18 protein-coding genes and 1 pseudogene are annotated in these 25,583 nt (G+C 28.2%); 12 read left to right on the forward strand and 7 right to left on the reverse strand.

What is annotated here, in order from left to right; genetic code table 11:
- Positions 1-31 precede the first annotated feature (31 nt).
- The gene (locus BMUR_RS08045) at positions 32-1,636 is read right to left on the reverse strand and encodes a peptide ABC transporter substrate-binding protein (RefSeq protein WP_013114104.1); all 1,605 of its coding nucleotides are present in this window, start codon (positions 1,634-1,636) and stop codon (positions 32-34) included.
- A 350-nt stretch (positions 1,637-1,986) separates the two neighbouring features.
- The gene (locus tag BMUR_RS08050; RefSeq protein WP_013114105.1) at positions 1,987-4,401 is read right to left on the reverse strand and encodes a tetratricopeptide repeat protein; all 2,415 of its coding nucleotides are present in this window, start codon (positions 4,399-4,401) and stop codon (positions 1,987-1,989) included.
- 284 nt (positions 4,402-4,685) lie between these two features.
- On the opposite strand from BMUR_RS08050, the gene BMUR_RS08055 reads away from it, so the two are divergent.
- From BMUR_RS08055 to hisC, 12 genes and pseudogenes are all read left to right on the forward strand, one after another.
- On the forward strand, positions 4,686-4,919 hold the full coding sequence (locus BMUR_RS08055) for a 4Fe-4S dicluster domain-containing protein (protein ID WP_013114106.1): 234 nt from the start codon (positions 4,686-4,688) through the stop codon (positions 4,917-4,919).
- The gene (locus tag BMUR_RS08060; RefSeq protein ID WP_013114107.1) at positions 4,920-5,975 is read left to right on the forward strand and encodes a 3-methyl-2-oxobutanoate dehydrogenase subunit VorB; all 1,056 of its coding nucleotides are present in this window, start codon (positions 4,920-4,922) and stop codon (positions 5,973-5,975) included.
- Positions 5,972-6,706, forward strand: coding sequence for a thiamine pyrophosphate-dependent enzyme (locus BMUR_RS08065; RefSeq protein ID WP_013114108.1), 735 nt, complete (start codon positions 5,972-5,974; stop codon positions 6,704-6,706). Before BMUR_RS08060 ends, BMUR_RS08065 begins: the two co-directional genes overlap by 4 nt.
- A 13-nt stretch (positions 6,707-6,719) precedes the next feature.
- Positions 6,720-7,274, forward strand: a complete 555-nt coding sequence (locus tag BMUR_RS08070; protein ID WP_013114109.1) for a 2-oxoacid:acceptor oxidoreductase family protein — start codon at positions 6,720-6,722, stop codon at positions 7,272-7,274.
- A 265-nt stretch (positions 7,275-7,539) separates the two neighbouring features.
- Positions 7,540-8,460, forward strand: coding sequence for an Rpn family recombination-promoting nuclease/putative transposase (locus BMUR_RS08075; RefSeq protein ID WP_013114110.1), 921 nt, complete (start codon positions 7,540-7,542; stop codon positions 8,458-8,460).
- A gap of 13 nt (positions 8,461-8,473) precedes the next feature.
- Positions 8,474-8,746, forward strand: a pseudogene (locus BMUR_RS08080) (Rpn family recombination-promoting nuclease/putative transposase); the annotation flags it as partial.
- A gap of 886 nt (positions 8,747-9,632) precedes the next feature.
- The gene (locus BMUR_RS08085; RefSeq protein WP_013114111.1) at positions 9,633-10,763 is read left to right on the forward strand and encodes a variable surface family protein; all 1,131 of its coding nucleotides are present in this window, start codon (positions 9,633-9,635) and stop codon (positions 10,761-10,763) included.
- 391 nt (positions 10,764-11,154) lie between these two features.
- Positions 11,155-12,111, forward strand: a complete 957-nt coding sequence (locus tag BMUR_RS08090; RefSeq protein WP_013114112.1) for an Rpn family recombination-promoting nuclease/putative transposase — start codon at positions 11,155-11,157, stop codon at positions 12,109-12,111.
- Between the two features lie 86 nt (positions 12,112-12,197).
- Complete coding sequence (locus BMUR_RS08095; RefSeq protein ID WP_013114113.1) at positions 12,198-12,749, forward strand: hypothetical protein; 552 nt, start codon at positions 12,198-12,200, stop codon at positions 12,747-12,749.
- A 259-nt stretch (positions 12,750-13,008) separates the two neighbouring features.
- Positions 13,009-14,922: a flagellar hook-associated protein FlgK gene (gene flgK / locus BMUR_RS08100; protein WP_013114114.1), complete on the forward strand. Its 1,914-nt coding sequence runs from the start codon at positions 13,009-13,011 to the stop codon at positions 14,920-14,922.
- A 251-nt stretch (positions 14,923-15,173) separates the two neighbouring features.
- Positions 15,174-18,008, forward strand: coding sequence for a methyl-accepting chemotaxis protein (locus BMUR_RS08105; protein WP_013114115.1), 2,835 nt, complete (start codon positions 15,174-15,176; stop codon positions 18,006-18,008).
- A gap of 161 nt (positions 18,009-18,169) precedes the next feature.
- Complete coding sequence (gene hisC, locus BMUR_RS08110) at positions 18,170-19,234, forward strand: histidinol-phosphate transaminase (protein WP_013114116.1); 1,065 nt, start codon at positions 18,170-18,172, stop codon at positions 19,232-19,234.
- Here hisC and BMUR_RS08115 read toward each other — a convergent pair.
- The 5 genes from BMUR_RS08115 to BMUR_RS14340 form a co-directional block, all read right to left on the reverse strand.
- Complete coding sequence (locus BMUR_RS08115) at positions 19,231-20,496, reverse strand: M16 family metallopeptidase (protein WP_013114117.1); 1,266 nt, start codon at positions 20,494-20,496, stop codon at positions 19,231-19,233. The two genes, hisC and BMUR_RS08115, sit on opposite strands and share 4 nt — an antisense overlap.
- Positions 20,497-20,596: 100 nt before the next feature.
- Positions 20,597-23,110: a DUF5682 family protein gene (locus BMUR_RS08120; RefSeq protein WP_013114118.1), complete on the reverse strand. Its 2,514-nt coding sequence runs from the start codon at positions 23,108-23,110 to the stop codon at positions 20,597-20,599.
- Positions 23,111-23,127: 17 nt separating this feature from the next.
- On the reverse strand, positions 23,128-24,180 hold the full coding sequence (locus BMUR_RS08125; RefSeq protein ID WP_013114119.1) for a DNA adenine methylase: 1,053 nt from the start codon (positions 24,178-24,180) through the stop codon (positions 23,128-23,130).
- A 138-nt stretch (positions 24,181-24,318) separates the two neighbouring features.
- Positions 24,319-24,624, reverse strand: coding sequence for a hypothetical protein (locus tag BMUR_RS14335; protein WP_013114120.1), 306 nt, complete (start codon positions 24,622-24,624; stop codon positions 24,319-24,321).
- Positions 24,624-25,019: a hypothetical protein gene (locus BMUR_RS14340; protein ID WP_013114121.1), complete on the reverse strand. Its 396-nt coding sequence runs from the start codon at positions 25,017-25,019 to the stop codon at positions 24,624-24,626. The genes BMUR_RS14335 and BMUR_RS14340 overlap by 1 nt, the downstream gene beginning before the upstream one ends.
- Positions 25,020-25,583 lie beyond the last annotated feature (564 nt).

A 25,583-nucleotide genomic window follows, 5' to 3' on the forward strand; every position in this document is an offset into this window, starting at 1 on the left:
AATTTTATAAATTATTTTTTATATTCTGCAGTTAATTCAAATAAGCATTAAAAAATCTGTATAATCCTTGAGAATCATATTCTATTCCCTTTAATTTCGGAGACACTAATAATGCTTCAGAATAAAAATATATTGGTATTACAGCATTATCTTTTATAAATATATCCTCTGCCAAATGAAGTGCATGCATTCTTATATCATTATTTTTATTTGTAGAAGCTATATCAATATAATCATCAAAGGCATTATTTGAATAAGAGCCGTAATTGTTAGGAGCATCGCTTTTAAAAATATTCAAAAAATTAATAGGGTCATTATAATCAGCGTACCATAAATAAACAGCCATATCAAAATCTTTATTATACATATTCTGAAGATAAGAAGCCCATTCATATTTTACTATTCGTATATCAATATTAAGAGCATCTTTAATCATGTTCTGCACAGCATCGGCTATATTTACATCAAACTCTCTAGTTGCTATAAGCAAATCAATCACAGGAAAGTTTTTTCCGTTTTCATATCCTGCTTCTGCCAATAATTTTCTAGCCTCTTCAATATTTTTTTTATAATCATCAATATTTATATTATTCCCTCCTTTTTCTCTAAAATCCCCGTTTATATCATTAATACCATAAGGAACTAAACTTCCTGCAGGACGCTCGCCGCATTTTGTTATTGATTTTACTATATAATCTCTGTCTATAGCTAAAGATAATGCCCTCCTTACTCTATTATCTTTTAATTCTTTTTTATTATTTAGATTAAATCTATAGTAGTATGAAGCAGCTACTGGTACTATATGAATTATTCCTTTTTTCTTTAGAGTTTCTATATCATTTCTTGGGAAAGGTTTTGCAAAATGAATAGAACCATTAAGAACACCTGCAAGCGAAGTATTCGGCTCTTCCATTAAAAGAAAATTTAATCTATTAGGCTTTATATTTTCATTATTCCAATAATTAGTATTTCTTTCTAGTATTATGCTTTTATCAAAGTTTCGCTCTGTCATTTTAAAAGCACCGTTACCAATATAGCTTTCAGGTTTTAATGTCCATTCATCGCCGTATTTATTTATTATATCCTCACGTACTGGATAGAAAGGAGGGTATGCTGTAAGCTCTAAAAAATATGCAGTAGGACTGTTCAACTCTACTTCAAAAGTATAGTCATCTATTGCTTTAACTCCAAGCTCCTCTAAAGCTTTTTTCCCGGATATCACTTCCTTAGCATTTTTTATTATTTCAAAATAATAGCTGTATTTATTAGCAGTTTTCGGATCAACGGCACGTCTCCAAGTATAAACAAAATCTTTAGCTGTAACACTTTTGCCGTCGCTCCATTTAGCATTAGTTCTTATATAAAAAGTATAAATATTTCCTTTGCTGTTAATATCCCATCTTTCTGAAGCTCCTCCTATTATTTTATTATTTTCATCTTTTTTTGTAAGTCCTTCAAAAGCATGAAGAATATATATCATTGTAAGATTGTCTGTATTTAATGTTGGGTCAATAGTTAAAGGTTCAGGTGCCAGATTTATAACTATATCATTATTATTTGTTTTGTTAATTTCTTTTTTTGAGCATGATATAATTAAAAGTATCAGTAAATTAATAGTAATTATTTTTTTTAGCATATATTTTCCTTTTAATATTTTAATTCTTATAAAAAGTATTCTGTAATTATTAAAAATTTTTAAGTTTATCAATTTTTATGTTTTTGTAAATATATTATCAGCCTTATCTAATGCTGATTACTTTAGTCTTCGCCTCACGAAAACTTATTACAAGAATGTAAAACACAATACCTATATTTTTGTCAAAAAATGCAGTCTTTTTGTTTTTTACATTCTAACAGAAGCATTTTTTAAGATATGTATTGCTTACTGAGGCATATGTTTTTAATGGGATAATTATCTTTATAAATTTCAAATATTATATTTAAAATTACTATAAATAAATTCATTTATATAGTTTTAAATTAAGTTTAATTTAAATTATTTTTATTTATAAACTCCAAAGCTGTTTTTATATTTTCTTTGGCTAATGAAACAATACATTTTAATATCAATTTTTTATCATCTTTATTTGACATATTATATGCTTTTTCAAAGTAATCATAAGACTCTTCATTTAGTTTATCAATTATATTATTCATCTTATCAAGCTGTATTTTAATATATGCTATGCTGTTATGAGCAAGTGCATGTTTATTATTTAGTTTAATAGCTTCATTAAAACAAAATAATGCCTCATCATAATATTTTAAAGCATTTTCTTTATCATTCATAGTCTGATATATATTAGCCAATTTTGTAATAGTATATCCCATACTGTCATATATTGAGGCATTGGTTATATTATCATCTATATCTAAAGCAAGCCCTTTATTATAATAAACTAATGCATCATTAAGTAGTTCTATAGCTTTATTAATGTTTCCTTTTTTAAGTTCATTATTAGAGTATTTTGTCTTTGAAAAACCTATTCCATTATAGGCATTTAAATAATTAGAGTTAATATCAATTGCTCTTATAAAGTCTTCAAAAGCTTCATTGTATAGTTTTAATGCTACCTTGCTTAGTCCTCTGTTATAGTATGCGTCTAATGCTTTATTATCTATCTCTATGACTTTGGTATAATATTCTATTGATTTATTATATTCTTCCATATAGTCATAGCATATACCTATATTAAGATAAGCGTCTGTATTTTCTTTATCAAGTTCTATTATTCTTTTAAAATCTTCTATAGCTTCATTATATAGATTAATTTCCATTTTTGCTAAAGCTCGGTTATAGTATGCCTCTAATGAATTATTATCAAGCTCAATAACTTTAGTATAATATTTTACAGCATTATCATAATCTTCCAAACATTCATAAGATAAAGCTAAATGATAATAAGCATATACATTTTCATTATCAAGTTCTAATACTTTTTTAAAATCCTTAATAGCTTCATCATAATTTTCAGTTCTATAATATATAATTGCTCTTTCATTATAAGCGTCTATATATTCATTATTTAATTCAATAGCTTTGTTAATATATTTTAAAGCCTCATCAAATTCATTTAAATAAAAATTGGTAAGCCCTCTGAAATAGTAAAACTCACTGTTTTCATCATATAGAGAAATAGCCTTGTCAAAATCTTCTAAAGCCTCTCTGTATAAATGTATTCTTCCCTTTAATAAAGCCCTATTATTGTATAAATAAGCATCATTTTGTTCCAGCTCTATAGCCTTGTTATAATCTTCTAGTGCCTCATCATACATCTGCATTTCATTTTTGATAAGTCCTCTGTTATTGTAAGAATATGTGTCGTCTGGATTAAGCTCTATAGCTTTGTCATAATCTTTTAATGCATCTTCATACAATTCTAATGCCTCTTTTGCTAATGCTCTGTTATAATAGATATATGATATATATTCATCTTTTTCTATTATTTTTGTATAGTATTTAATAGCTTCTTTATAGTTGCCCAATTTATATTCAATAAGTCCAGCATCATTATAAATACTGATTATATTTTCTGGGTCAAAATCTATTGCTTTTTGATAATCTTCTCTAGCTTCATCATATAACTCCAAATTACTTTTTGAAAGCCCTCTGAAATAGTAGGCATTTGATGCATTAGAATCAAGCTCTATAGATATATCAAAATCATTTATTGCCTCTTCGTACAAACCTAAATAAAACTCAGTTAATGCTTTAAAATAAAATGCTTCGCTATCATCTTCTCTTAATTGTACAAGTTTATTAAAATCGGATAAAGCCTCTTCATATCTTGTTAAATATGATTTAGAATGTCCTCTGTAATAATAAATATCTGCAATATATTCTTCTTCTGTTTTTTCTATTAGATATAAAGCCAAGTCAAAATTCTTAATAGCCTCTTCATAGTTTGCCAAATAAAAATATCCAAGTCCAACATAATATACAGCCTCAAAATCATCTTCATCAAACTCTAATACTTTTTTAAAATCTTCAATACCTTCTTCATATCTCTTTAAATATGATTTTGAATGACCTCTGTTATAATATGCATCTGTTTTGTCTGGAGATAATTCTATTACCTTGTCAAAATCTTTTATGGCTTCTTCATAATTTTTTAAATTAAACTTTGATATAGCTCTGTTATAATATGCATCTACTAATGTATTATGAGTAATATTTATCTCTTCATCATCTATATTTCTCTCTTCATCTTCATTTTTATTATCATCATAAGAATCGCTGTATATGATAAACTCTCCGTCAGAATATGCTATAATATCTTTATTATAAATATCTATAATTTCATCTAAATAATTTATTGCTTTGTTATAGTCGTTATTACTAAATGCTTCATGTCCTAAATTGAATAATCGCTCTATATTTGATTTATCATCATTATTCATTATAATAAACTCACATTTTTTTAATATTATTGTTTTTTTACTATTATATATAAAAATAATAATAATTACTATATATAATATAAAAAATCTCATAAAAATACTTTAGATAGTTATAACTATAATAAAAAATAGTTAGTATTATTCATTGACGTTTTTTCATTTTCACTTTATATATTGTACCATGGATTTTAATAGTATAAATTTTTGACAAAGTTTTTTTTAAATATAATATATTATATATAATATTTTTAAGAAAACTAATAAAAAATGGAGGTAATAATATAATGGCCAAAGGTAGAGTGAGCATTGATAGAGAGCAATGCAAGGGCTGTTCTAATTGTATATCAGTTTGTCCAACTAAGATATTATATTTAGATAAAGAAAATATGAATTCTTGGGGGTATTATCCTGCAGCAGTTACAGATATGGAAAAATGTATAGGCTGTGCTAATTGTGCTATGATGTGTCCTGATATATGTATAGAAGTTGAGAGACTGGATAGAGAGGGGGATAAATAAATGGCTAGAAAATTAATGAAAGGAAATGAGGCTATGGCAACAGCAGCTATTACAGCAGGCTGCAAATGTTTTTTTGGTTATCCTATTACACCGCAGAACGAAATACCAGAGTTTATGTCTAAGGCTATGTATGAATCAGGCGGAGCTTTTGTACAGGCAGAAAGTGAGGTAGCTGCTATTAATATGGTTTATGGTGCAGGAGGTTCTGGTGTAAGAGCTATGACTTCTTCTTCTTCACCGGGTATTGCTTTAAAGCAGGAGGGTATATCATATTTGGCTGGAGCTGAAGTTCCTGCAGTTATACTTAATGTTATGAGAGGCGGACCTGGTCTTGGAAGCATACAGCCTGCCCAAAGCGATTATAATATGATGACTAGAGGCGGCGGCGACGGAGACTATAACTGTCCTGTTTTGGCACCTGCTAATTTGCAGGAAGCGGCTGATATGATAATGGAAGCATTTGATATAGCCGATCATTACAGAACTCCTGTTTATGTGGCTGCTGACGGGTATATTGGTCAGATGATGGAGCCTGTAGAAATTATTTATAAACCCAAATATGAGCTTAAAGAAAAAACTTGGGCTACTACTGGTATGCGTGGTAAAAGAGAAAAAAATGTAGTAAACTCTCTTTATTTAGAGCCGGAATTATTATACAAGCATAATATACATCTGCAGGAAAAATATGCTGAAATAAAAGAAAAAGAAGCAAGAGCAGAAAAATACTTCACAGATGATGCTGAGCTTATATTTGTGTCATATGGTACTATGTCTAGGGTTGTAAGAGGAGTTGTTGATAAACTTAGAGAGGAAGGAAAAAAGGTTGGTATGATACGTCCTCAGACTTTATGGCCTTTCCCTGTAAAAGCATTTGATAATCCTAATTGTAAGATGTATGTTTCTATAGAGATGAGTATGGGACAGATGATTGATGATATAAAATTGGCATGCGAATGTAAGGCAGAAGTTAAGTTTTATGGTAAAGCAGGCGGATTAGTACCTACTGCTCATGAGATAATCGAGAATGTTAGAGGTTTTTCTGGGGGTATAATATGATAGTATTTGAAAAGTCAAAAGGTTTAACAGATGATAGAACACATTATTGTCCTGGCTGTATGCATGGCACTTCACAGAGAATAGTTGCTGAGTGCTTGGAGGAGCTTGGGGTATTAGATAGAACAGTAGGCATAGCTTCAGTAGGATGTTCTGTACTTGCTTATAAGTATTTTAATTGTGATATGCAGCAGGCAGCACATGGAAGAGCACCTGCAGTTGCTACTGGTGTAAAAAGAGCGGTACCAGATAGTATTGTATTTACGCTTCAGGGTGATGGAGACTTAGCTGCTATTGGTACTGCTGAGATAATACATGCGGCAGCACGCGGAGAGAACATAACCGTAATATTTTTGAACAATGCCATTTACGGTATGACTGGCGGTCAGATGGCACCTACTACCTTGGAAGGTCAGAGAACTACAACTACTCAGGCTGGAAGAGATTTTCACAAAGCTGGTAAGCCTATAAGAGTATGCGAAATGCTTGCTACTATAGAGGGGGCTACTTTTGTTGAGAGAGTTGCTTTAGACAGTCCTGCCAATATTAGAAAGGCTAAAATGGCTGCAAAAAAGGCTTTTGAACATCAGATAGCAGGAAAGGGTTTTTCTATAGTAGAAATGCTTACAAGCTGCACTACAAACTGGGGAATATCTCCTACAGATTCGCATAAATGGATAAGAGATTATATGATACCTCATTATCCTTTAGGCAATTTTAGAAATGATGCTTAAATAAGGAGTATTTATGAGTACAGAGAGAATAATTTTTGCAGGATTCGGCGGTCAGGGTGTTATGTCTATGGGGCAGATGATAGCATATGCTGGTATGATAGAAAATAAGCATGTTACTTGGTGTCCTTCATATGGTCCTGAAATGAGAGGAGGTACTGCTAACTGTTCGGTTGTAGTGAGCGATGAGCTTGTAGGTTCTCCTATTATCTCTCATGACGCTAATGCTGCTGTAATAATGAATCTTCCTTCGCTTACCAAATTTGAAAAAGATGTTCTTCCTAATGGAATACTTCTTATAAACTCATCTTTAATCGATAAAAAAGCTTCAAGAGATGACATAAAAGTAGCTTATGTTGAAGCTAATAAAATAGCTGGGGATATAGGTAATCCTAAATCAGCGAATATGGTAATGCTTGGGGCTTTGCTTACACTTCAGAATGTAGTATCATTTGATAGTGTCCAGCAGGCATTTTTAAAAGTATTCGGTGAACGTAAGAAAGATTTTTTACCTAGCAATGAAAAGGCTCTTAATGCAGGACGCGATGCTGTAAAAGATTTGGTTTCTTAAATAAATTTAAAATAATAAAAAATTATAGCCTCTGTACTTTAAGTGGTGCAGAGGTTTTTTATTATTTTAAAAATATTTGGGGGCTGGGCGGGCGGGCTAATTAGATTTTGAATAAAATTTGTATTATATTTTTTATAAAAAACCTTCTCTCTATAAAAAATTATAAAAAAAAATTATCAATTCTTGGCTTATTTTGCTCAAAAAATTTGTTTAACTAATATTTATATATTTTATTTACTTATAACAATTTTGGAGTATAATAATAATGCGTAGTATAAACAGAATGAACGATTATTTTGTACGCTATCTTTTAGGCTCTTTGGGTAATGAGGATATACTTGAGAACATAGTAAATGCTGTGCTTGAAGATTTGGGCTTTGAAACAGTACATAACCTGCAGATAATTAATCCGCATAACTTACCAGAGAATATTAATCTAAAAGAGTCCGTACTTGATGTAAAAGCAGTTACAAAAGATAAAAGAAAAGTTATTATAGAAATACAGCTTTCTGGAAATATAGACTTTTTGAAGAGAATATACTATTATATATCTAAGAATATAGTAAGCGAAGTAGAAGAAAAAGAGCCTTATGATATAATAAGCGAGGTAATAAGTATTAACTTTGTAGACTTTTATATGGATTTTAATGATGATGGTAAGCCTCACAGATGTTTTAAGCTGATAGATACAGAAAATCCAGAGATTGTTTTGGATATGGTGCAGATGCATATAGTAGAAGTACCAAGATTTAGGAGAATACTAAATAATGCTGATTTTGAAGATATTAAGAGAAAGAAAATATTATCTTGGATAGAGTTTTTTACAGCAAAAGATTTTGATAAAGTTAAAGATAAATTAAAGGAGGTAAATAATATTATGCCTAAAGTAATAAATAAATATGAACGTTTTATATCCAGTGAAGATGAGATGGAAGTTTACAATGCTAGAGATGCTTTTTTATACGGACAGACTTTAATGTTAAGAAGAGAGCGTGAAGAGGGTTTACAGGAAGGGAGGAGAGAAGGTATACAGGAAGGTATAGAGAAAGGAATGGAGAGAGGTTTACAGGAAGGCAGAAGAGAGGAACAAATTGCCATAGCAAGAAGTTTCAAAAATGCTGGTATAGATATAAATATAATCAGTGAGAATACAGGGCTTAGTGTAGAAGAGGTATTAAAATTATAAGAGGGTGGTATAAATGCCTAAAGTAATAAATAAATATGAACGTTTTATATCCAGTGAAGATGAGATTGAAGTTTATAACGCGAGAGATGCTTTTTTATACGGACAGACTTTAATGTTAAGAAGAGAACGTGAAGAGGGTTTACAGGAAGGAATGGAGAGAGGTTTGCAGGAAGGCAGAAGAGAGGAACAAATTACCATAGCAAAAAGTTTCAAAAATGCGGGTATAGATATAAAGATAATCAGTGAGAATACGGGGCTTAGTGTAGAAGAAGTATTGAAGTTATAATAAATAGTAAAAACTCAATACTTTTAATATCATTTAATTTTACTTTAAACAATAATGTATAGATTATAGATTGAAATAAACAAAGCAGTATATTGTTTTACTGTTATATTATTGTTTTGTATATAAAGTATAAGTATTAACTTAGTGTTCTATTAGTATGTTTTAATACATAAAATCCTAAAAAAATAATATATTGTGTGTATTATTTAGCTATATTTATATAATTTTGTTTTGTGAACAGATTGATATTATAGGAAATTATTAACTTTTTTATCTTTACCACTACACACAGATCAATGTGATTTTGCAAAAATTACTGCGAGTGGTAAAGCCCCATATATTAAAAAACAAAATGTAACTTTATTTTTAGCAAAATATAATTGTTTATGTGTTATAGTATGTTATTGATTACCTATTTTCACAATAATATAGTATGTATACATATTATATGTGTAAAAAGTTTATTTCATAGTGATGCGTATAATTATATTTTTTATTTAATTTTATTTGACGAAGCGGATAATTTACTGTTTTTAGTGGTTATTGGGGGACTTTTAGACAAAATTTATTAAAATTTCACATTTATAAGTGTTGACTTTTATATAAAAATTCATTAGAATAGGATTGTAAGCAAAATGCAAAGATATACATTGAAAAAAAGATTGCTTATTATGTTTATCTATATTTGCTTAAGTGCGGAACGATAAAGATCCTCTAAATCTTATTATTCTCACTGATTTTTTATAGTCCGTTAGAATTTATGCTTATATATTCTAACGTATTGGGAAACAATGGAGATCCTCATCTTTGTTGTTTCCTAAAATGTTTTGAAGTTACTGCCTTATTTAAGGTATTAACTATATAAAAAATTTTAGGAGAAAAAACAATGAAAAAAGTTTTATTGACAGCTATGGCAATAGTAACATTAGCTAGTGCTTCAGCATTTGGTATGTACGGCAGAGGTGATTCTTGGATAGACTTCCTTGTACATGGCAACCAATTCAGAGCTAGAATGGACCAATTAGGTTTCACATTAGGCAATGGTACTATTAAAGGTACTTTCGGTTTCAGAGCAAATGGAATTAACCTAGGTAACTTAGGAAATATACTTAGTGGAAACACTGGAAATGTTACTTTAGATTCAACACTTTCTGCTGGTATAGGATACACTTCTGATGCTTTTGGTATAGGTGTTGGTTATAACTTTACTTATGTAGATAAAGGTATACAAGTTCATACTCCAGTATTGATGGTTAATGCTTTAAATGATAATTTAAGAATATCTATACCTATACAGGTAGCTGTTACAGATAAAGATTTAGCTGGAAACAAATATAATAACTACAAATATACAGGTGTAGCTTTCAATAATATACAATTAAGATACTACACTGGTATAGACGCTTTCAATGCTATAAGATTCTATGTATACTATAGAAATAACTCATATGAAGATACTACTCTTAATAAGAAATATGTTTCAGAAAGTTTAGGTTTCCAATTAAGATTATACTTCTTAAATACTCAAGTAGGAAATGTAACTATCAATCCTTATGTAAGATTAGAATATCATACAGCTCTTAAAGGCAGTGCTATAGAAGGATATACAGCAGAAAATTCATATGCTAACATTGGTGGTGCATTTGTTTTAGCTGATAATCTAAAACAATCAGATATATATGAAGCAAATCCTTATAAATTCGTTATTAAACCAGTACTTGGTATAACAGCTAACAGCGACATAGTTACTTTATATGTTGAACCTTCTTTAGGTTATACAGCTACTTATAATGGACATTTAAAAGGCTTTGCTGATAATAAAGTAAAACATTCTTTAGCTTGGGGAGCTTATGCTGAGTTATATGTAAGACCTGTTCAAGATCTTGAATGGTACTTTGAGATGGATGTTAATAATACTGGAAGAGATGGTACTACTTCACAAGGTGCTACTCCAGTATACTTTGAAACTACTACTGGTATCACTTGGTATCTTCCTTCTTTCGGCGGAGATCAATAATAATAAATTAGAGATATAACTTAAGAGTATATATAACTAATAAAAAGGGGGGTTTTTTAGCTCCTCTTTTTATTTGCATATCAATATATTTCAGATATTTTTATTTATATAAAAATATTCATTTCTTGATTAGTCTTATTTCAAAATTATTATAATATTATTTTGTAAGCTGTTTATTAAAAAGTTAGGCTTATTATAAAAAATATTTGGGGGTGGGCGGGCGGGCTAATTAGATTTTAAATAAAATTTGTATTATATTTTTTATAAAAAAACTTCTCTCTATAAAAAATTATAAAAAAATTGATATTTTAGGCTTATTTTGCTCAAAAAATTTGTTTAACTAATATTTATATATTTTATTTACTTATAACAATTTTGGAGTATAATAATAATGCGTAGTATAAACAGAATGAACGATTATTTTGTACGCTATCTTTTAGGCTCTGTTGGAAGTGAGGATATACTTGAGAACATAGTAAATGCTGTGCTTGAAGATTTGGGCTTTGAAACGGTACATAACCTGCAGATAATTAACCCACATAACTTACCAGAGAATATTAACCTAAAAGAGTCCGTACTTGATGTAAAGGCTGTTACCAAAGACAGCAGAAAAGTTATTATAGAGATACAATTATCCGGAAATATAGACTTTTTGAAGAGAATATACTATTATATATCTAAGAATATAGTAAGCGAAGTAGAAGAAAAAGAGCCTTATGATATAATAAGCGAGGTTATAAGCATTAACTTTGTAAACTTCAATATGGACTTTAGCGATGCAGGTAAGCCACATAGATGTTTTAAGCTGATAGATACAGAAAATCCTGATATTGTTTTGGATATGGTGCAGATGCATATAGTAGAAGTACCAAGATTTAGGAGAATACTAAATAATGCTGATTTTGAAGATATTAAGAGAAAGAAAATATTATCCTGGATAGAGTTTTTTACGGCTAAAGATTTAGATAAAGTTAAAGATAAATTAAAGGAGGTAAATAATATTATGCCTAAAGTAATTAATAAATACGAGCGTTTTATATCCAGTGAAGATGAGATTGAGGTTTATAACGCGAGAGATGCTTTTTTATACGGACAGACTTTAATGTTAAGAAGAGAGCGTGAAGAGGGCTTACAGGAAGGAATAGAAAGAGGAATAGAAAGAGGTTTAAAAGAGGGTATAGAAAAAGGAATGGAAAAAGGTTTAGAAGAAGGAAGGAGAGAAGGTATGCAGGAGGGTATAAGAAAAGAGCAAATTACTATAGCTAGAAGTTTAAAGAATGCTGGTATAGATATAAAGATAATCAGTGAAAATACTGGGCTTAGTATAGAAGAAATAAATAAACTTTAATATGCTTGTTTTAAAAGCACTTGACAAGTTATATATTATATTGTATATTAAAAAAGTTTTTTTATTTAAAAAAATTAGGAGGTAAAATGAAAAAACTTTTAATTATTTTTTCTTTTATTTTTATAGCAGCATGCGGAGGAAATGAAGCAGGGCAAGTTTCAGTACCCGGAGTTGATAAAAATAGTAAAGAAGCTGCTGAGTTTTTGGAGGCAGTTAAAGGAAAAGCTATTGTACCTTTAAGATCTTCAAGAGGATTTCCTGTCGGGTATTTTAAAGATAATGGAGATATAGCAAGCCGTTATCATCATCCTACTCTACAAGGTGATTTAATTTTTATAGGTATGTCCAATAACTATGCTATATATTCAAGAAAAAGACAGGAGACTGAAAATGAATATGCAGATGCATATACAGCTATAACTTTATCTGAAGATAAAACGCTTATTAGAATCTATCTTGAATCATTTGATTATTCCTCTGAAATTTCTAAGTGGAGAAGAGAAGGTGCTAATTGGGACAATTATCCTAAAATGGAGATATCAGATTTAGGATTTGAAGATAGAGAATATACTAAAGATGATTATCTCTATAAGATTACAGATGATGAATATGACAAGAATGATTTTATAAATAAATAAAATTAATTTCTAAAGCGGGTGGAAACTACATGTTTTTGCCCGCATATTTTTTATATAATTCGAATATTATAAACTATCATAATTTAAATCATAAATCTTTATTATGTATTTATATATTCAGTTCTAAAGCCTTTATTTTTATTTGATTATGTTACCTTTTGCTACAATAATAATAAAAAAAATGTAATAAATTTTTTTATAAATACGATAATTCTAGTAATTAATTAGAAGCAAACAATATTTATTAAGGAGCATAATAATGTCAACAAGCTCATTTTTTGGTATAGAATTAGGTAAAAGATCACTTCAGAACTTCAAAACAGCATTAGAAGTTACAGGTCATAATATAAATAATGTTGCAACTAAAGGCTACAGCAGACAGAGAGTTGTAATGCGTACTTTTGATAAGCCTTTAGAAGCTCCTAGCCTTAATAGAGCAGAGCGTGCTGGTCAAATAGGTCAGGGTGCTGAAATCACTACAGTAGAGAGAATAAGAGATCAGTTTATAGATTCAAAAATAATGATGGAGCTTGGTACAGACGGATATTGGAAAACAAAGTCTGATTATTTAAAGCAGTTAGAGGCTATATATAATGAACCGGGCAATGCTAATTTAAGAAGCGATTTAGATGCTTTTTGGGATTCTTGGCAGGAAATGGCTGCTAACCCTTCAGAAAGAGGAACAAGAATGGTTTTAGTAGAGAGAGCCGACAGGGTAAATAATTCTATTAATCAGATGTTTAATCAAATGAACGGTATGCGTAATAATTTGAATAATCTTGTTGAAAGCAAAATTAATAGAATAAACGATATATCTAATTCCATTAAAGATTTGAATGTTGAAATAGTAAAACAGCAGGCACTAGGACAAAGCCCTAATGATTTGCTTGACAGAAGAGACTTGCTTATAGATGAACTTTCTTCTCTTGCTAATGTTGATATAAAATCTATGGATCCTGATGAAACTATTGTTTATATAGGAGGCAGAGCTTTAATTCAGGGAAATGTTGTAAGCGAATTAAGTGCTGAAAAAAATATCAATAATGAAGGAATGTATGATATATATTGGAAGAAAGATCATGTTCAGGTGCAGTTTGAAGGCGGAGAATTAAAGGCTTTATTAGAATTAAGAGATGTGGATACAGTTGATGCTATTAATGATATAGATACATTTGCTATGAATTTGGCTGACAGTGTAAACGAAGTTCACAGAAGCGGTTTCGGACTTAATCAGGAAACAGGTATTGATTTCTTTACTATGACAAAAGCTGCTCCTTCAGTTATAGGTAATTTTGACAGCAATAATGACGGACAGGAAGATTCTACTATAATGTTTAAAGTAAGCGGTATAAATTCTATAGATCCTACAGACAGTATAGGAAGCAGCGGAACTTTAATCTTTGGTAATAAATCAAGAGAAGGTGCTGATGTTGCAATAGATTATACAGCCCAAATGAAAGTAGGCGATTTAATAGATAAAATTAATTCAAGCGAGGCTAATGTATCTGCTTATTTAGATGATAATAACAAACTTGTACTTAAAGCCAGAGCTTTTGATGATTATATGAGACCTTCATATTTCATTAAGCATATAGAAGATTCAGGTGATTTTCTAGTTGGTATAACAGGGGTATTAAATCAGTCGGGAGCTAATGGAGCATATAATTGGCAGGCTACGGATCAGGTAAATCAATTAGCAGGAGACTTTAGAAACTTTACTACTACTCCATACAGACATCCAGCTTCAGCGATTGCTGTTAATGATATTATAAGAAATGATGTAAACTATATTGCAGCTTCTAAAGGTATAGATACAACAGGAAACGGATTTAATGATAAATGGAATGGTTTGGGCGATGGAGCTAATGCTTTAGCTATTGCTAATTTGAAAAATAAAGAGATAATGGTTGAAAGCAAATCTACATTTAACGATTTTTATACTGGAAGTATTGCGAGAATTGCCTCAAGAACAGAGACCGCTAATGCCGAAACAGAAAAGCAAACTGTTGTTATGGAATATCTTGAAAGATTAAGACAGTCAGTGTCTGGTGTTAACTTAGATGAAGAGGTTGCTCAAATGGCTATGTATCAGCATGGTTATAATGCTTCTGCTAGAGTAGTTAGTATAATGGATCAGCTGCTTGATGTTGTTATAAATAGAATGGGTGTGTAAGTAATATATAAAATTATTAAAGGCGGTGCCTGTTGTAGGTATCGCCTTTTTTTTAATAAAACAAATATATAAATATACTGTTCTTTTTATACATTTGTTTATATAAAAAATACTAAATATTATATAAAAATTACTACACTTTTTTTATAATATTACTTTACAGTTATTTGTTTTAAATATATATTATAAGTAATAATTCTTTAAAAAATATAATGCTAATTCCGATATTAACTGCACAGGAGCATTTTTCAATGGGTATAAAGATTCGTATAATTTTAATAATAGTTGGAGTTATGGCTTTAGTAGCATTAAGCACTAACTTTTTGAGTAATACTTTAAATACAGAAACTTTTTCTGCTATTACTGAAAGAAGCCTAGAGAATAGATTTAGATTAATAGGAAAAGAATTTGAATATAATATCATGTCTTCAAGAGAAGAAGCAGCCAAAATTGCGGCTACTCTTTCTATAGGATATAATAATATAAAAGATTATGATTTAAAAACTAGAGATAATTATTTTCAGAATTTTTTATCAGCTTCAGTAAATGAATCTCAGCTCTATTTTAATAGGATAATTAGTATTTTATTTCACCCAGCAGATATAGGTAATGGAAATGATCCTTTTACTATTTACAGATATTCTACTATTGATAATAGATTTTCAAAAATAGATATTACAAATACAGCTATGTGGGTTAATCTTACTAATGTTTACGGCTCTTCCGACAGAGGATTATTATACAGGCAGATATTAAGCCCCTATATGGTTAAAGAAAGTACTGGAGTTGGTATAACATTAAATATGGCTTCTACTATATCAGATTTAGATAATAACAGAGTTGTTGGTTTGGCAAATGTGGGGGTGCTATTTAATTATTCAGTACAGAATATTAAGGATATTTTAGATATAGAAGGTGCTGATATAATTGTAATAGATAAAAAAAATTCCAGTATTGTTAATTCTAAAAATAATGATTTAATTAATGCCCGTGTAGATATATTATATCCGTCTTATTACGAAATATTTAATTCTAATTTGGCTTCAGGAGATGTTATAATAGATGATATAGAAATAGAAGGGAAGCCTTATAAATCATATGTTACAAGTATAGCAGGGCTTTTGAATATAGTAATGCTTATACCTAATTCATATTATACTTTGCAGATTAAAGATATGAATAATTCTATATTTTATACTATTATCATAGCATTCTTAATGGCAATAGTAGCTATAATATTCTTTATTAAGGTATTATTTAGTTCTATTACTAAAATATCAGATGCTATAGGTAATTCTGTAGACAATAAGGATTTAACAGTAAGTATTCCTAAAATATCAGGCGGCGATGAAATAGGAGAGATGACAAAATGGGTGGTTCTTTTGAATAGCTCTCTTCAATCTGTGCTTTCCAGCGTAAAAAAGACTATTCTTACCTCCAAAAAACAAAGTGATACATTATCTGAAAAAATTACTGATAACTTATCAATAATATATGGTATTAATAGTAATATAGAAACAATTAAAAATAATGTTAATGATGAATTAAGTCAGGTAGAGATTGTAGAAAACAGCAACCAAAATATGCAGGAATATATATCTGCTAATACCAGCAGCATTGATTTAATAGAAAAAGACACCAGAGAACTTCAAAGCAAGATTATTGAAGAAGGTGAAAATATAGAGCAAATAGCTGCAGCAGTAGAGGAAATGAGTAAAACTATAGAGAGTATAGATAATATTATTTCCAAAGCTACAAATAAAGCTAAAGATTTGTCTATTGCTTCAATAAAAAGTAAAGAGAAAATGCAGGCTACATCTATGGCTACTGGAGATTTAAGAAATGCTTTAGGATTTATTTCTAATTTCGTAAGTTCTATCAGAAACATAGCTCATCAAACTAACCTTTTGGCTATGAATGCCGCTATTGAAGCTGCACATGCTGGTAAATATAGTTCTGGTTTTGCCGTTGTAGCTGAAGAGATACGTAAATTGTCAGAAGTATCAAATGAGCAGGCGGATAATGCTAATAAAGTACTTCAAAACATAGAAGACAAAATAATAATAACTACTAATGATTTAACAGAATCTACAGAACAGTTTGATGTTCTTACCAGAGATGTACAGGAAGTTACGGAGATAATGGGCACTGTTCATACATCTTCAGTTGAACAGTTAAAAGCTATTAATGAAATAGTAACTTCCATAACTAAAATATCAGAGTCTAGCGAACATATTAAAACGCAGTATATTGATATGGCAGATAAATTAAGTACAATAAAAACTAATCTTGAATCGCTTAATAATATTTCTCTTGCCACTTCAAAAACTATGAATAAATTAAAAAATATATCAGATTCTATTCATAGCAGTGTTGAAAGTATTTCTGAGAGTTCAAATAATCTTTCAGCTTCTGCAAACACTATGAATAAATTCGCATCTGATAATAACAGGCTTTTATCAGAACTTGAAGGTGAAATATCTAAATATAAAATTAAAGATATTAAATCTAAAAAGGATACTACTACTCAAAGAGTTAGAGGTATTACTCTGATAATATTAAAAGAATTTGTTAAAACAAAATTCGGAGAAGAGGGATATCAAAAATGGGTAACTGCTATGGAGCCTTCCTCCTCTTTAATATTTAAAAATGATATATCAAGCAAAGAATGGTATCCGTATATTACTTCTTTCCATAAGCCTTATAAATTGGTATGCGATCTCTTCTATTCCGGAGCTAATACTGGTATTAAAGAGATTTCTGAATATCACTTTAATCAGATTATACCTAAACATATAAGACCGCTGTTGTTCTTTATACCTAAACATATAGCTTTATCATATGCAGCTGAACATATATTCCCTGATTTGTTTGACCCAGCACAGATAGAGATTATTAAAGCTAGAAGAAAACTTCTTGTAGTACATCTTACTAATTTTAATGATGACCCCGAAGTTATTGAGCTTGCTGTACTTTCTTGGGCTACGCTTTTACTTGAGTCTATTACTCATATAAGATCCTCTATGGAGATAACTAAATCTATTAAAGATGGTGAGATTTATACTGAGTTTGTACTTAAATGGTAATTAAAAATTTTATTTAATAAAAATCATAAAAGGGCAGAAAATGTTTCTGTCCTTTTTTATTAAAAAAATTTAATACTAAAAAAATAATAATAAAATATTATTGTTATATAATAGAATATCATATATAATAATACTGTCATTAGAATGAAAGGATTTAATTTATGAATAAATTTTTAAGCAGCAAGGCTAATTCCATAGAACCTTATACTCCGGGAGAACAGCCTAGAGATAAAAAATATATAAAATTAAATACAAATGAATCTCCATATCCTCCTTCTCCTCTTGTTAAAAAAGCTATATCTGAGAGTAATTTTGATGATTTAAGACTTTATCCAGACCCTAATGTATATGAACTAAAAAAAGAGATAGCAAAGAGATATAACACAAAAGAAAATAATATATTTATAGGAAACGGCTCTGATGAGATACTTGCTTTTTCATTTATAGCTTTCTTTGATAAAGGAGATAAAATTTATTATCCTAATATTACATATAGTTTTTATTCTGTATATTCAAGTCTTTTTGATTTAGAAGAAAAAAAAATACCTCTTAAAGATGATTTTACTATAGATATTAATGATTATAAAAATTTAGATTCCGGAATATTTATAGCCAATCCTAATGCTCCTACTGGAATATATTTAACACTTCCTCAAATAGAAGAGATTGTAAAAAGCAACAAAGATAATATTGTAATAATAGATGAGGCTTATATTGATTTTGCTTTTGATGAGAGTGCATCATCATTAATAGATAAATACGATAATCTGCTTGTAATACAAACTTTTTCAAAATCGAGATGTTTGGCAGGTATGCGTTTAGGATTTGCTTTCGGTAATGAAAATCTTATTCAAGGGCTTAAAAATATAAAGTATTCTTTTAATTCTTATACCATAAACAGGCTTTCAATACTGGCAGGTATAGAAGCTATAAAAGATGAAAAATATTTTAAAGATACTGTTTCAAAAATTATTAAAACAAGAGAAAATACAAAAAAAGAGCTTAAACTTTTGGGTTTTAATGTACTTGATTCAAGGTCAAATTTTTTATTTGTATCTCATAAAAATGTATTTGCTGAAGATATTTATTTAAAATTAAAAGATAGTGGAATATTGGTAAGATATTTTAAATCTGATATTATAAATAATTATATAAGAGTAACAATAGGTACTGATGAAGAGATGAGTACATTTATAGAAAATATAAAGCAAATAGTAAAAAATTAATTGAGTTTTAATTTTTTACTTAATGCATCGCTTATATCTTTAGTTCCTTTAGCTCCTACAGCGGTGAGGAAGAATTTTTTATTTGAAAGTTTTTCATCTATAACTTCATTAACTATTTTTAAGTTAACTTTATCTATCATACTGTAGAGTTCTTTAAATGAAACATATTTGGATAAATAGAGTTCATGTCTTGTATTTTTGTTCATGATAAACTCAGCATTAAGTTTACTAAATGCCATAGAACTTTTATAACTTTCTTTAGCTTCTTCAAGTTCTTCTTCGGATATTCTTTCACTTATAAGTTTTTCTATTTCATAATATATGCTTTCTATAGTTTCCTGATATCTGTCCAAACTGGTAGAGCCATGTATCTCAAAAGTTCCGCCGTTTATAAAACTTGAATTATAGCTGTATATATTATAACAAAGACCTTTATTTTCTCTTATAGCCTGAAAGAGCCTAGAATAAGAACTTCCTCCAAATATATCATTGACTATATTCATGGCATATCTTTCTTTATTGTCTACAGCACTATATGAAGGAGTGATAAGCGAGAAATATACTTGATGAAGCTCTTGTTTTTCTTTTGTGATAGTTTTATAGTAAAATGGAAGCTCTTCATTTTCTGTTTTATTTTTCTTTTGAAGTTTTATTTTTGAAAGCCTATCTATAACATAATCAATATCAAAATTTCCCGCTATAGAAACAATTAAATTATTAGAATGAAAATGTTCTTTAAAGTATGAATATATTTTATCTCTGTTTATATTTTTTATATTATTTATAGTTCCTCCTATAGGAAAACTCATAGAAGTACCTTTATAAGCGGCTGCAAAAAATTGATTGGCAGATATTTCCTCTGGAGTATCATTGGACATTTTTAATTCTTCTATCACTACTTTTTTTTCTCTGTTAATATCATCTTCTCTGAATGCCGAATTAAGTATAACATTTTCTAAAGTATCAACTGCTCTGCTGAAGTATTTAGATATTATATTGATGTAGAAAGAAGTGAGATGTCTGGAAGTAAATGCATTAAATATACCGCCCACTCCTTCTATACCTCTTATAATATCTTTAGAAGTCATAGTGTCAGTACCTTTAAAAAGCATATGTTCTATAAAGTGAGTATATCCGTTTTCATCTTTTTTTTCATTGGCACTGCCTGTTAAAAATGTGAAGCCTATTGACACAGTATCAAGTATAGGCATTTTTTCAAGCACAACTCTAATTCCATTTTCAAGTGTTAATCTTTTTACCATATTTTTTCCATCAATATTTTTTATACGTTGTTATTATAACTAATTTTATAATTTTCGGAAGTTCATTTATAAAATAAAATATTGTTTATTATTTTATTTTTTATAATAAAGTCTCTTTTAATAAATTATAAACTTTATTATCTATATTAATAGCCTTTTGTATTTCTGATATATCTATATTAATATCAATTAATACTTCTTCTTTTTTTACTCCATACATAACGGCAATAATATCTGAAACACGTTCTATTTCTGTTGGGCTTAAATTGGTGAATGCATATCTGAAATTAGGAAGTATTTCAATAAACTTCTCTTCATCGATATTTTTTATAGTATTGTCTATACTTTTTATAATACTGTCATTAATAAATAAAATATCTCTTGCTGCAAGCAGTATACCATTTAAAAAATAAACTGCTGCTTCGCTTTCGCAAGATTCTAAAAAGTTAGATACTATATTTGAAAACTCATATGCTTCAAGTCTTCCGGATTTATATTTTATGCCCAAACATACTGCATATATATGTGAGCTTCCAAATGTATTATCAAGCATAGAATCTATTTTATCATTAAATAAATCTATATCGCACCAATAGGTGTTTTCTAAAATAAATGAATATAGATTTTTTATATAATGAGAGCATTTTAAAGCTTCTTCTTCATTTAATTTTTTTATATCGTCCATATTGGAAACAGCAAGTACGAATACCTGTTTTGCCAAATCCTCTATTATTGGTATTATATCATAATTATCAAATAATGATTCTCTTTCCTTTGATATATTATCATTAATAGCTTCCATGTTTACTAAGTATGATAAATTATTTAAACATTCGCATAAATTTATAAAATTATTATCTCTTAATACAGCTTCTTCTATTTTTTGATAATTGTCTGTAAAGAAATTGTATATTCCCATAACATCAGCTTCTATTAAAAGTTTTGACACTTCTCTAGCATCTATATTAGAGTCAAGTCTTTCTGTTATTAGATTTGAAGCTAATTCTTCTATCGTAACACCGTATACTGATTTATCTATTAAAGAAGATTCTACTATAGGTTTATATTCATATTTCCAAATTTCACGTGCTAAGTTTTTATTGACTTTATTAACATAGTCCGGACCTCTCATTAATTTGCAGAAACCTACATCTAAAAACTGCATCTTATGAAAGAATTTACTTTTTTCAAAATGTTTTTTATCCTTTATAATATCAAGAGTTGATTCTATCTCTTCAGTTTTATCTATCTTTATTTTATATTCTCTGCATTTATTTCTGAAGTCTATTATAACAGGAGGCACTATACTCTTTGAAGATACCTGCCCATTAGATATTCCAGAAAGAAGCTTCATCATTAAATCAAGATTACTAGTATTTTCTAAAGATATATCTCCTTTTACAAATGCACTTTTAGCAGCGTCTATAAGTTCATATACACCTGCAGATTCTTTTCCTCTTAATTTGGCTAGATTAACCGCCATATAATAAGCATTAATACAGTCTGGTATAGTAACATTATGATTGTATCTGTCTATATTGGAAGCTTTTATTATAAATGACATTACGACATTTAAATATATATCTCCTATATTATTATTATTTTGCAGGCTATAATTTTCAAGTTCTTTATATACAAAATTATAAAATGCAGGAAACTCTATACCAGCCCTGTAGCCTCTTCTGGAATCTGCATCTTCAAATGAATATGGTATTAAATAGCTTGCTGTATTTGAAACTATATATTTATTTAAATGTTTATATTCTTTATCCAAATTTTTATTATTTTTTTCATCTTCTTTTAATTTATCAATTATGCCTTTTGTGTGAAAACTTCCAGTAACTACCAAAACTCTGTTATATTTACCCAAGGCATCTTTGACATTTTTAGCCATTACATATTCTCTGTTTCTTGTTTCAAAGTCCTCATCTTCTATAAGACGCATATAATATCCCAAAGCATAAACACTTCTTATAAAGTCTTTACTTTCTTTGTGTATGCCATTTATTTCAAAGTCTCTCTCCCAAAGTTCTGCAAAACTTCTAAGCCCTGCCTTTCTTGTAAGCTCTGTTGTATATGCATTAACATTAAATCTATTATCATCATTATCATAAACGGATATTAATTTTTTTCTTTTTATATCAGTATCATTTTCTTTATTAATTTCTTCATCATCTTTTAAATTTTCTTTTTCAGGAACAGAATTTTCAATCATAAAAGCATACGGCATATCTATAAAGCTGCAGTGTACATTATTTTTTAATGCCTCCCTTATAGCAGTAAACTCTGGAGAATAGTCCAAAAAAGGATAATAGCATCTGTATTTTTGATTTTCTTTATCAATATAGCTTGAATAAATACAAAATGGTGCTTTGGTATCTTCTTCAGTCATATATTTCATCAAATCATTACAGTCGCTTGGTCCTTCTATTAGTACAGCGTCTGGTTTGAAACTATCAAAAATATTTTTCAAATGATATGAGCATGCTGGAGAATGATGCCTTATTGGAAAGAATATTACATTATCCTTTACGCTCTCTTCAAAATATTCATCAAAATTGTTATTATCTTTCTTCATGCTGTCTTTATTTATTTTTTTGTTTGTTTTTTTCATTTTATTTTATTCTCTTTTTAAATTGATAATATATATAATTGTTCTTTTATAAATTTTTTGTTGTTATTTGAATTGCTTTTAAATTTTAAATAATCAAACTCTATTAAATCTACTTTTCCAACTTTAGACATTACTGATATAATATTTTCTTTTTCCATAATGCCTTCGTTATTATAACTTAGTATACAATATTTATAATTTGCATTATTAATAATAAATTCTAAATCATTCAAAGCTGTTTTTTTATTACAAAATGATGATTTCTGATTACTATAATCTCTCATACCAGATACCCCTTTTATTTTAGGATTATCATATCTAGCTATTGTTTCTAATATATGATAATTCGGTGCATATTGTCTCTCATTATATGGAGGATCTAAGTATAATATATCTGTCTTTATATTTTTTATTATATTTATACTATTGCCAAAAAATACTTCATTCTCTTTTTCATTAATTATTAAATTTATTGGCTTTAATATAAAAGGTTTTAATGCTCTTTTATCCCATTTTTTTTGAAAAGCTGCGTATACTCCAGATACATTTGAAAAAAAAGAAACACTTTCTATTAATGAAGCTATTAAAATAAAGTACTCATTATCATTAATTAAATTATAATTTTTCCATTTATCTATCTCAATTCTTATAGCATCAATTTTTTTAGCATTTTCATCTGAGAAATACATTCTCCTATATTCTTTATTTTCAGTTCCGCCAATAGTATAATTATTATATATAAAACCTTCAAAAGAATCAATATTATTTAAATATTCTAAAATTAATTCTAAATTTGAATCAGAAAATAGATAATTATTTTTTATATTCAAATAATCTAATAATTTATCAAATTTAGGTATTGTATTATTTTTTATGTAAGCATATTGAAGACAATAAGAAAAATATAATATATCTGATGAATATATCTTATAGTTTAATCCCTTAAAAAATTTTCCAACATTAGCCGTTCCAGCAAAAAAGTCACAAAATATTTCACCGTATATATTTTTTGATCTTAGTATTGAATACATATTTTTTACTAGATTTTCTTTGTTTCCTATAAATCTCATAAATTATATTCCATATTAAAAAATAAATTTTTATCATCTGTATTTATATCTATACAAGAAAAATCTGTTTTGTAATTAGTTACTAAGACTTCTATAGTTTTTGTTTGTGCTAATATTTTTTTATTATAACAGGAATTATTATAGTTGGAATCTATTTTTGAATGCTCCTATATTTGGATCATGTGATAAGCTATCAGCTTTTTTAAGTATACCAGATATTTCCAATAAATTATTATTTACTTTGGTAATTATTATAGGCGTATTACCTTTTGGCGGTTTTTTCATATTATTTTTAAATGTTATAAGATCATCAATATTATAAAAAGGTTCAATTTTATTTGTTTCTTCATCTATAAAAAATACATTAAAAGTCTTTAATATTTTAACTCCAAAAATATACGTATCTGTAAATTTACTGCTAATATTTTTTCTCTGATGAAGCATTACTTTTTTACATTTTTATAGTATGTATCAATAAATATAAATTTTATTGCTCTCTGATAAATTGATGTATTACGGCTCTCTTTATCATCAGTTTTTGTTTCTTCTATTGCATATATAGGATTATCAGAATATTTAGGTTCATCATTTTGATAAAATATTAAATAATCTGCAAAACTTGAAGAACCTTTAACTATTTTTATAAATATATTTTTTATTTTATTGCAATTAATACCTATAACTTTATATGTAAAATTAAATGAATTATTTTCAAGCATAGGTATAACCCTAATATTATCTATAAATGATGAAAAATTATTATCTTTTAAAAACATTTTTATAATTGTATTTAAAGTTTGTAGTCTAGGGTATTCTTCTGATAAAATCCACAAATTCATTTAATATCTCCAAAATAATTAATTTTTTCATTATAAAAAATCCTTCACAATGAAAAATATTTTACTATAAAAACAGCATAATGCAATAATTAATATTAACCTTGTTTCAAAAGTACTTTAAAAGATTACATATAAAATTTTTATAATTTATAAATTATAAAAGTAATGTTTTACATGAGTGACTACGGGCTGTGCCTGCTTCTTTGTGCTATTTCCTTCAGTTGTATGGGGACATTGTATAAAAAAAATAAGTTGAGTTTTGCGTAATCAATATAAAATATTATTCTTATCAAATGAAGCATGTTTTAAATGTAAAATAAATTATAAATTTAGTATATACTGGAACTGTTTTATTTTGTCAACGGATGCACTTTATATGGAATTATCAACTTTTTTGCTGCACACCATGCATAATGGTACTTCATTCGGTCACAGGCAGACAGACGTAATAAAGAATTAGCCGCAAATATTTTTAATTAAAAAAATTAATTACAAATATAATTGTTTATGTATATAATAAAATCAAAAAAACTAATTAATAATAATTTGCTTAAATAAAAGGGA

It is taken from the genome of Brachyspira murdochii DSM 12563, assembly GCF_000092845.1.
GTDB classification, from domain to species: Bacteria; Spirochaetota; Brachyspiria; order Brachyspirales; family Brachyspiraceae; genus Brachyspira; species Brachyspira murdochii.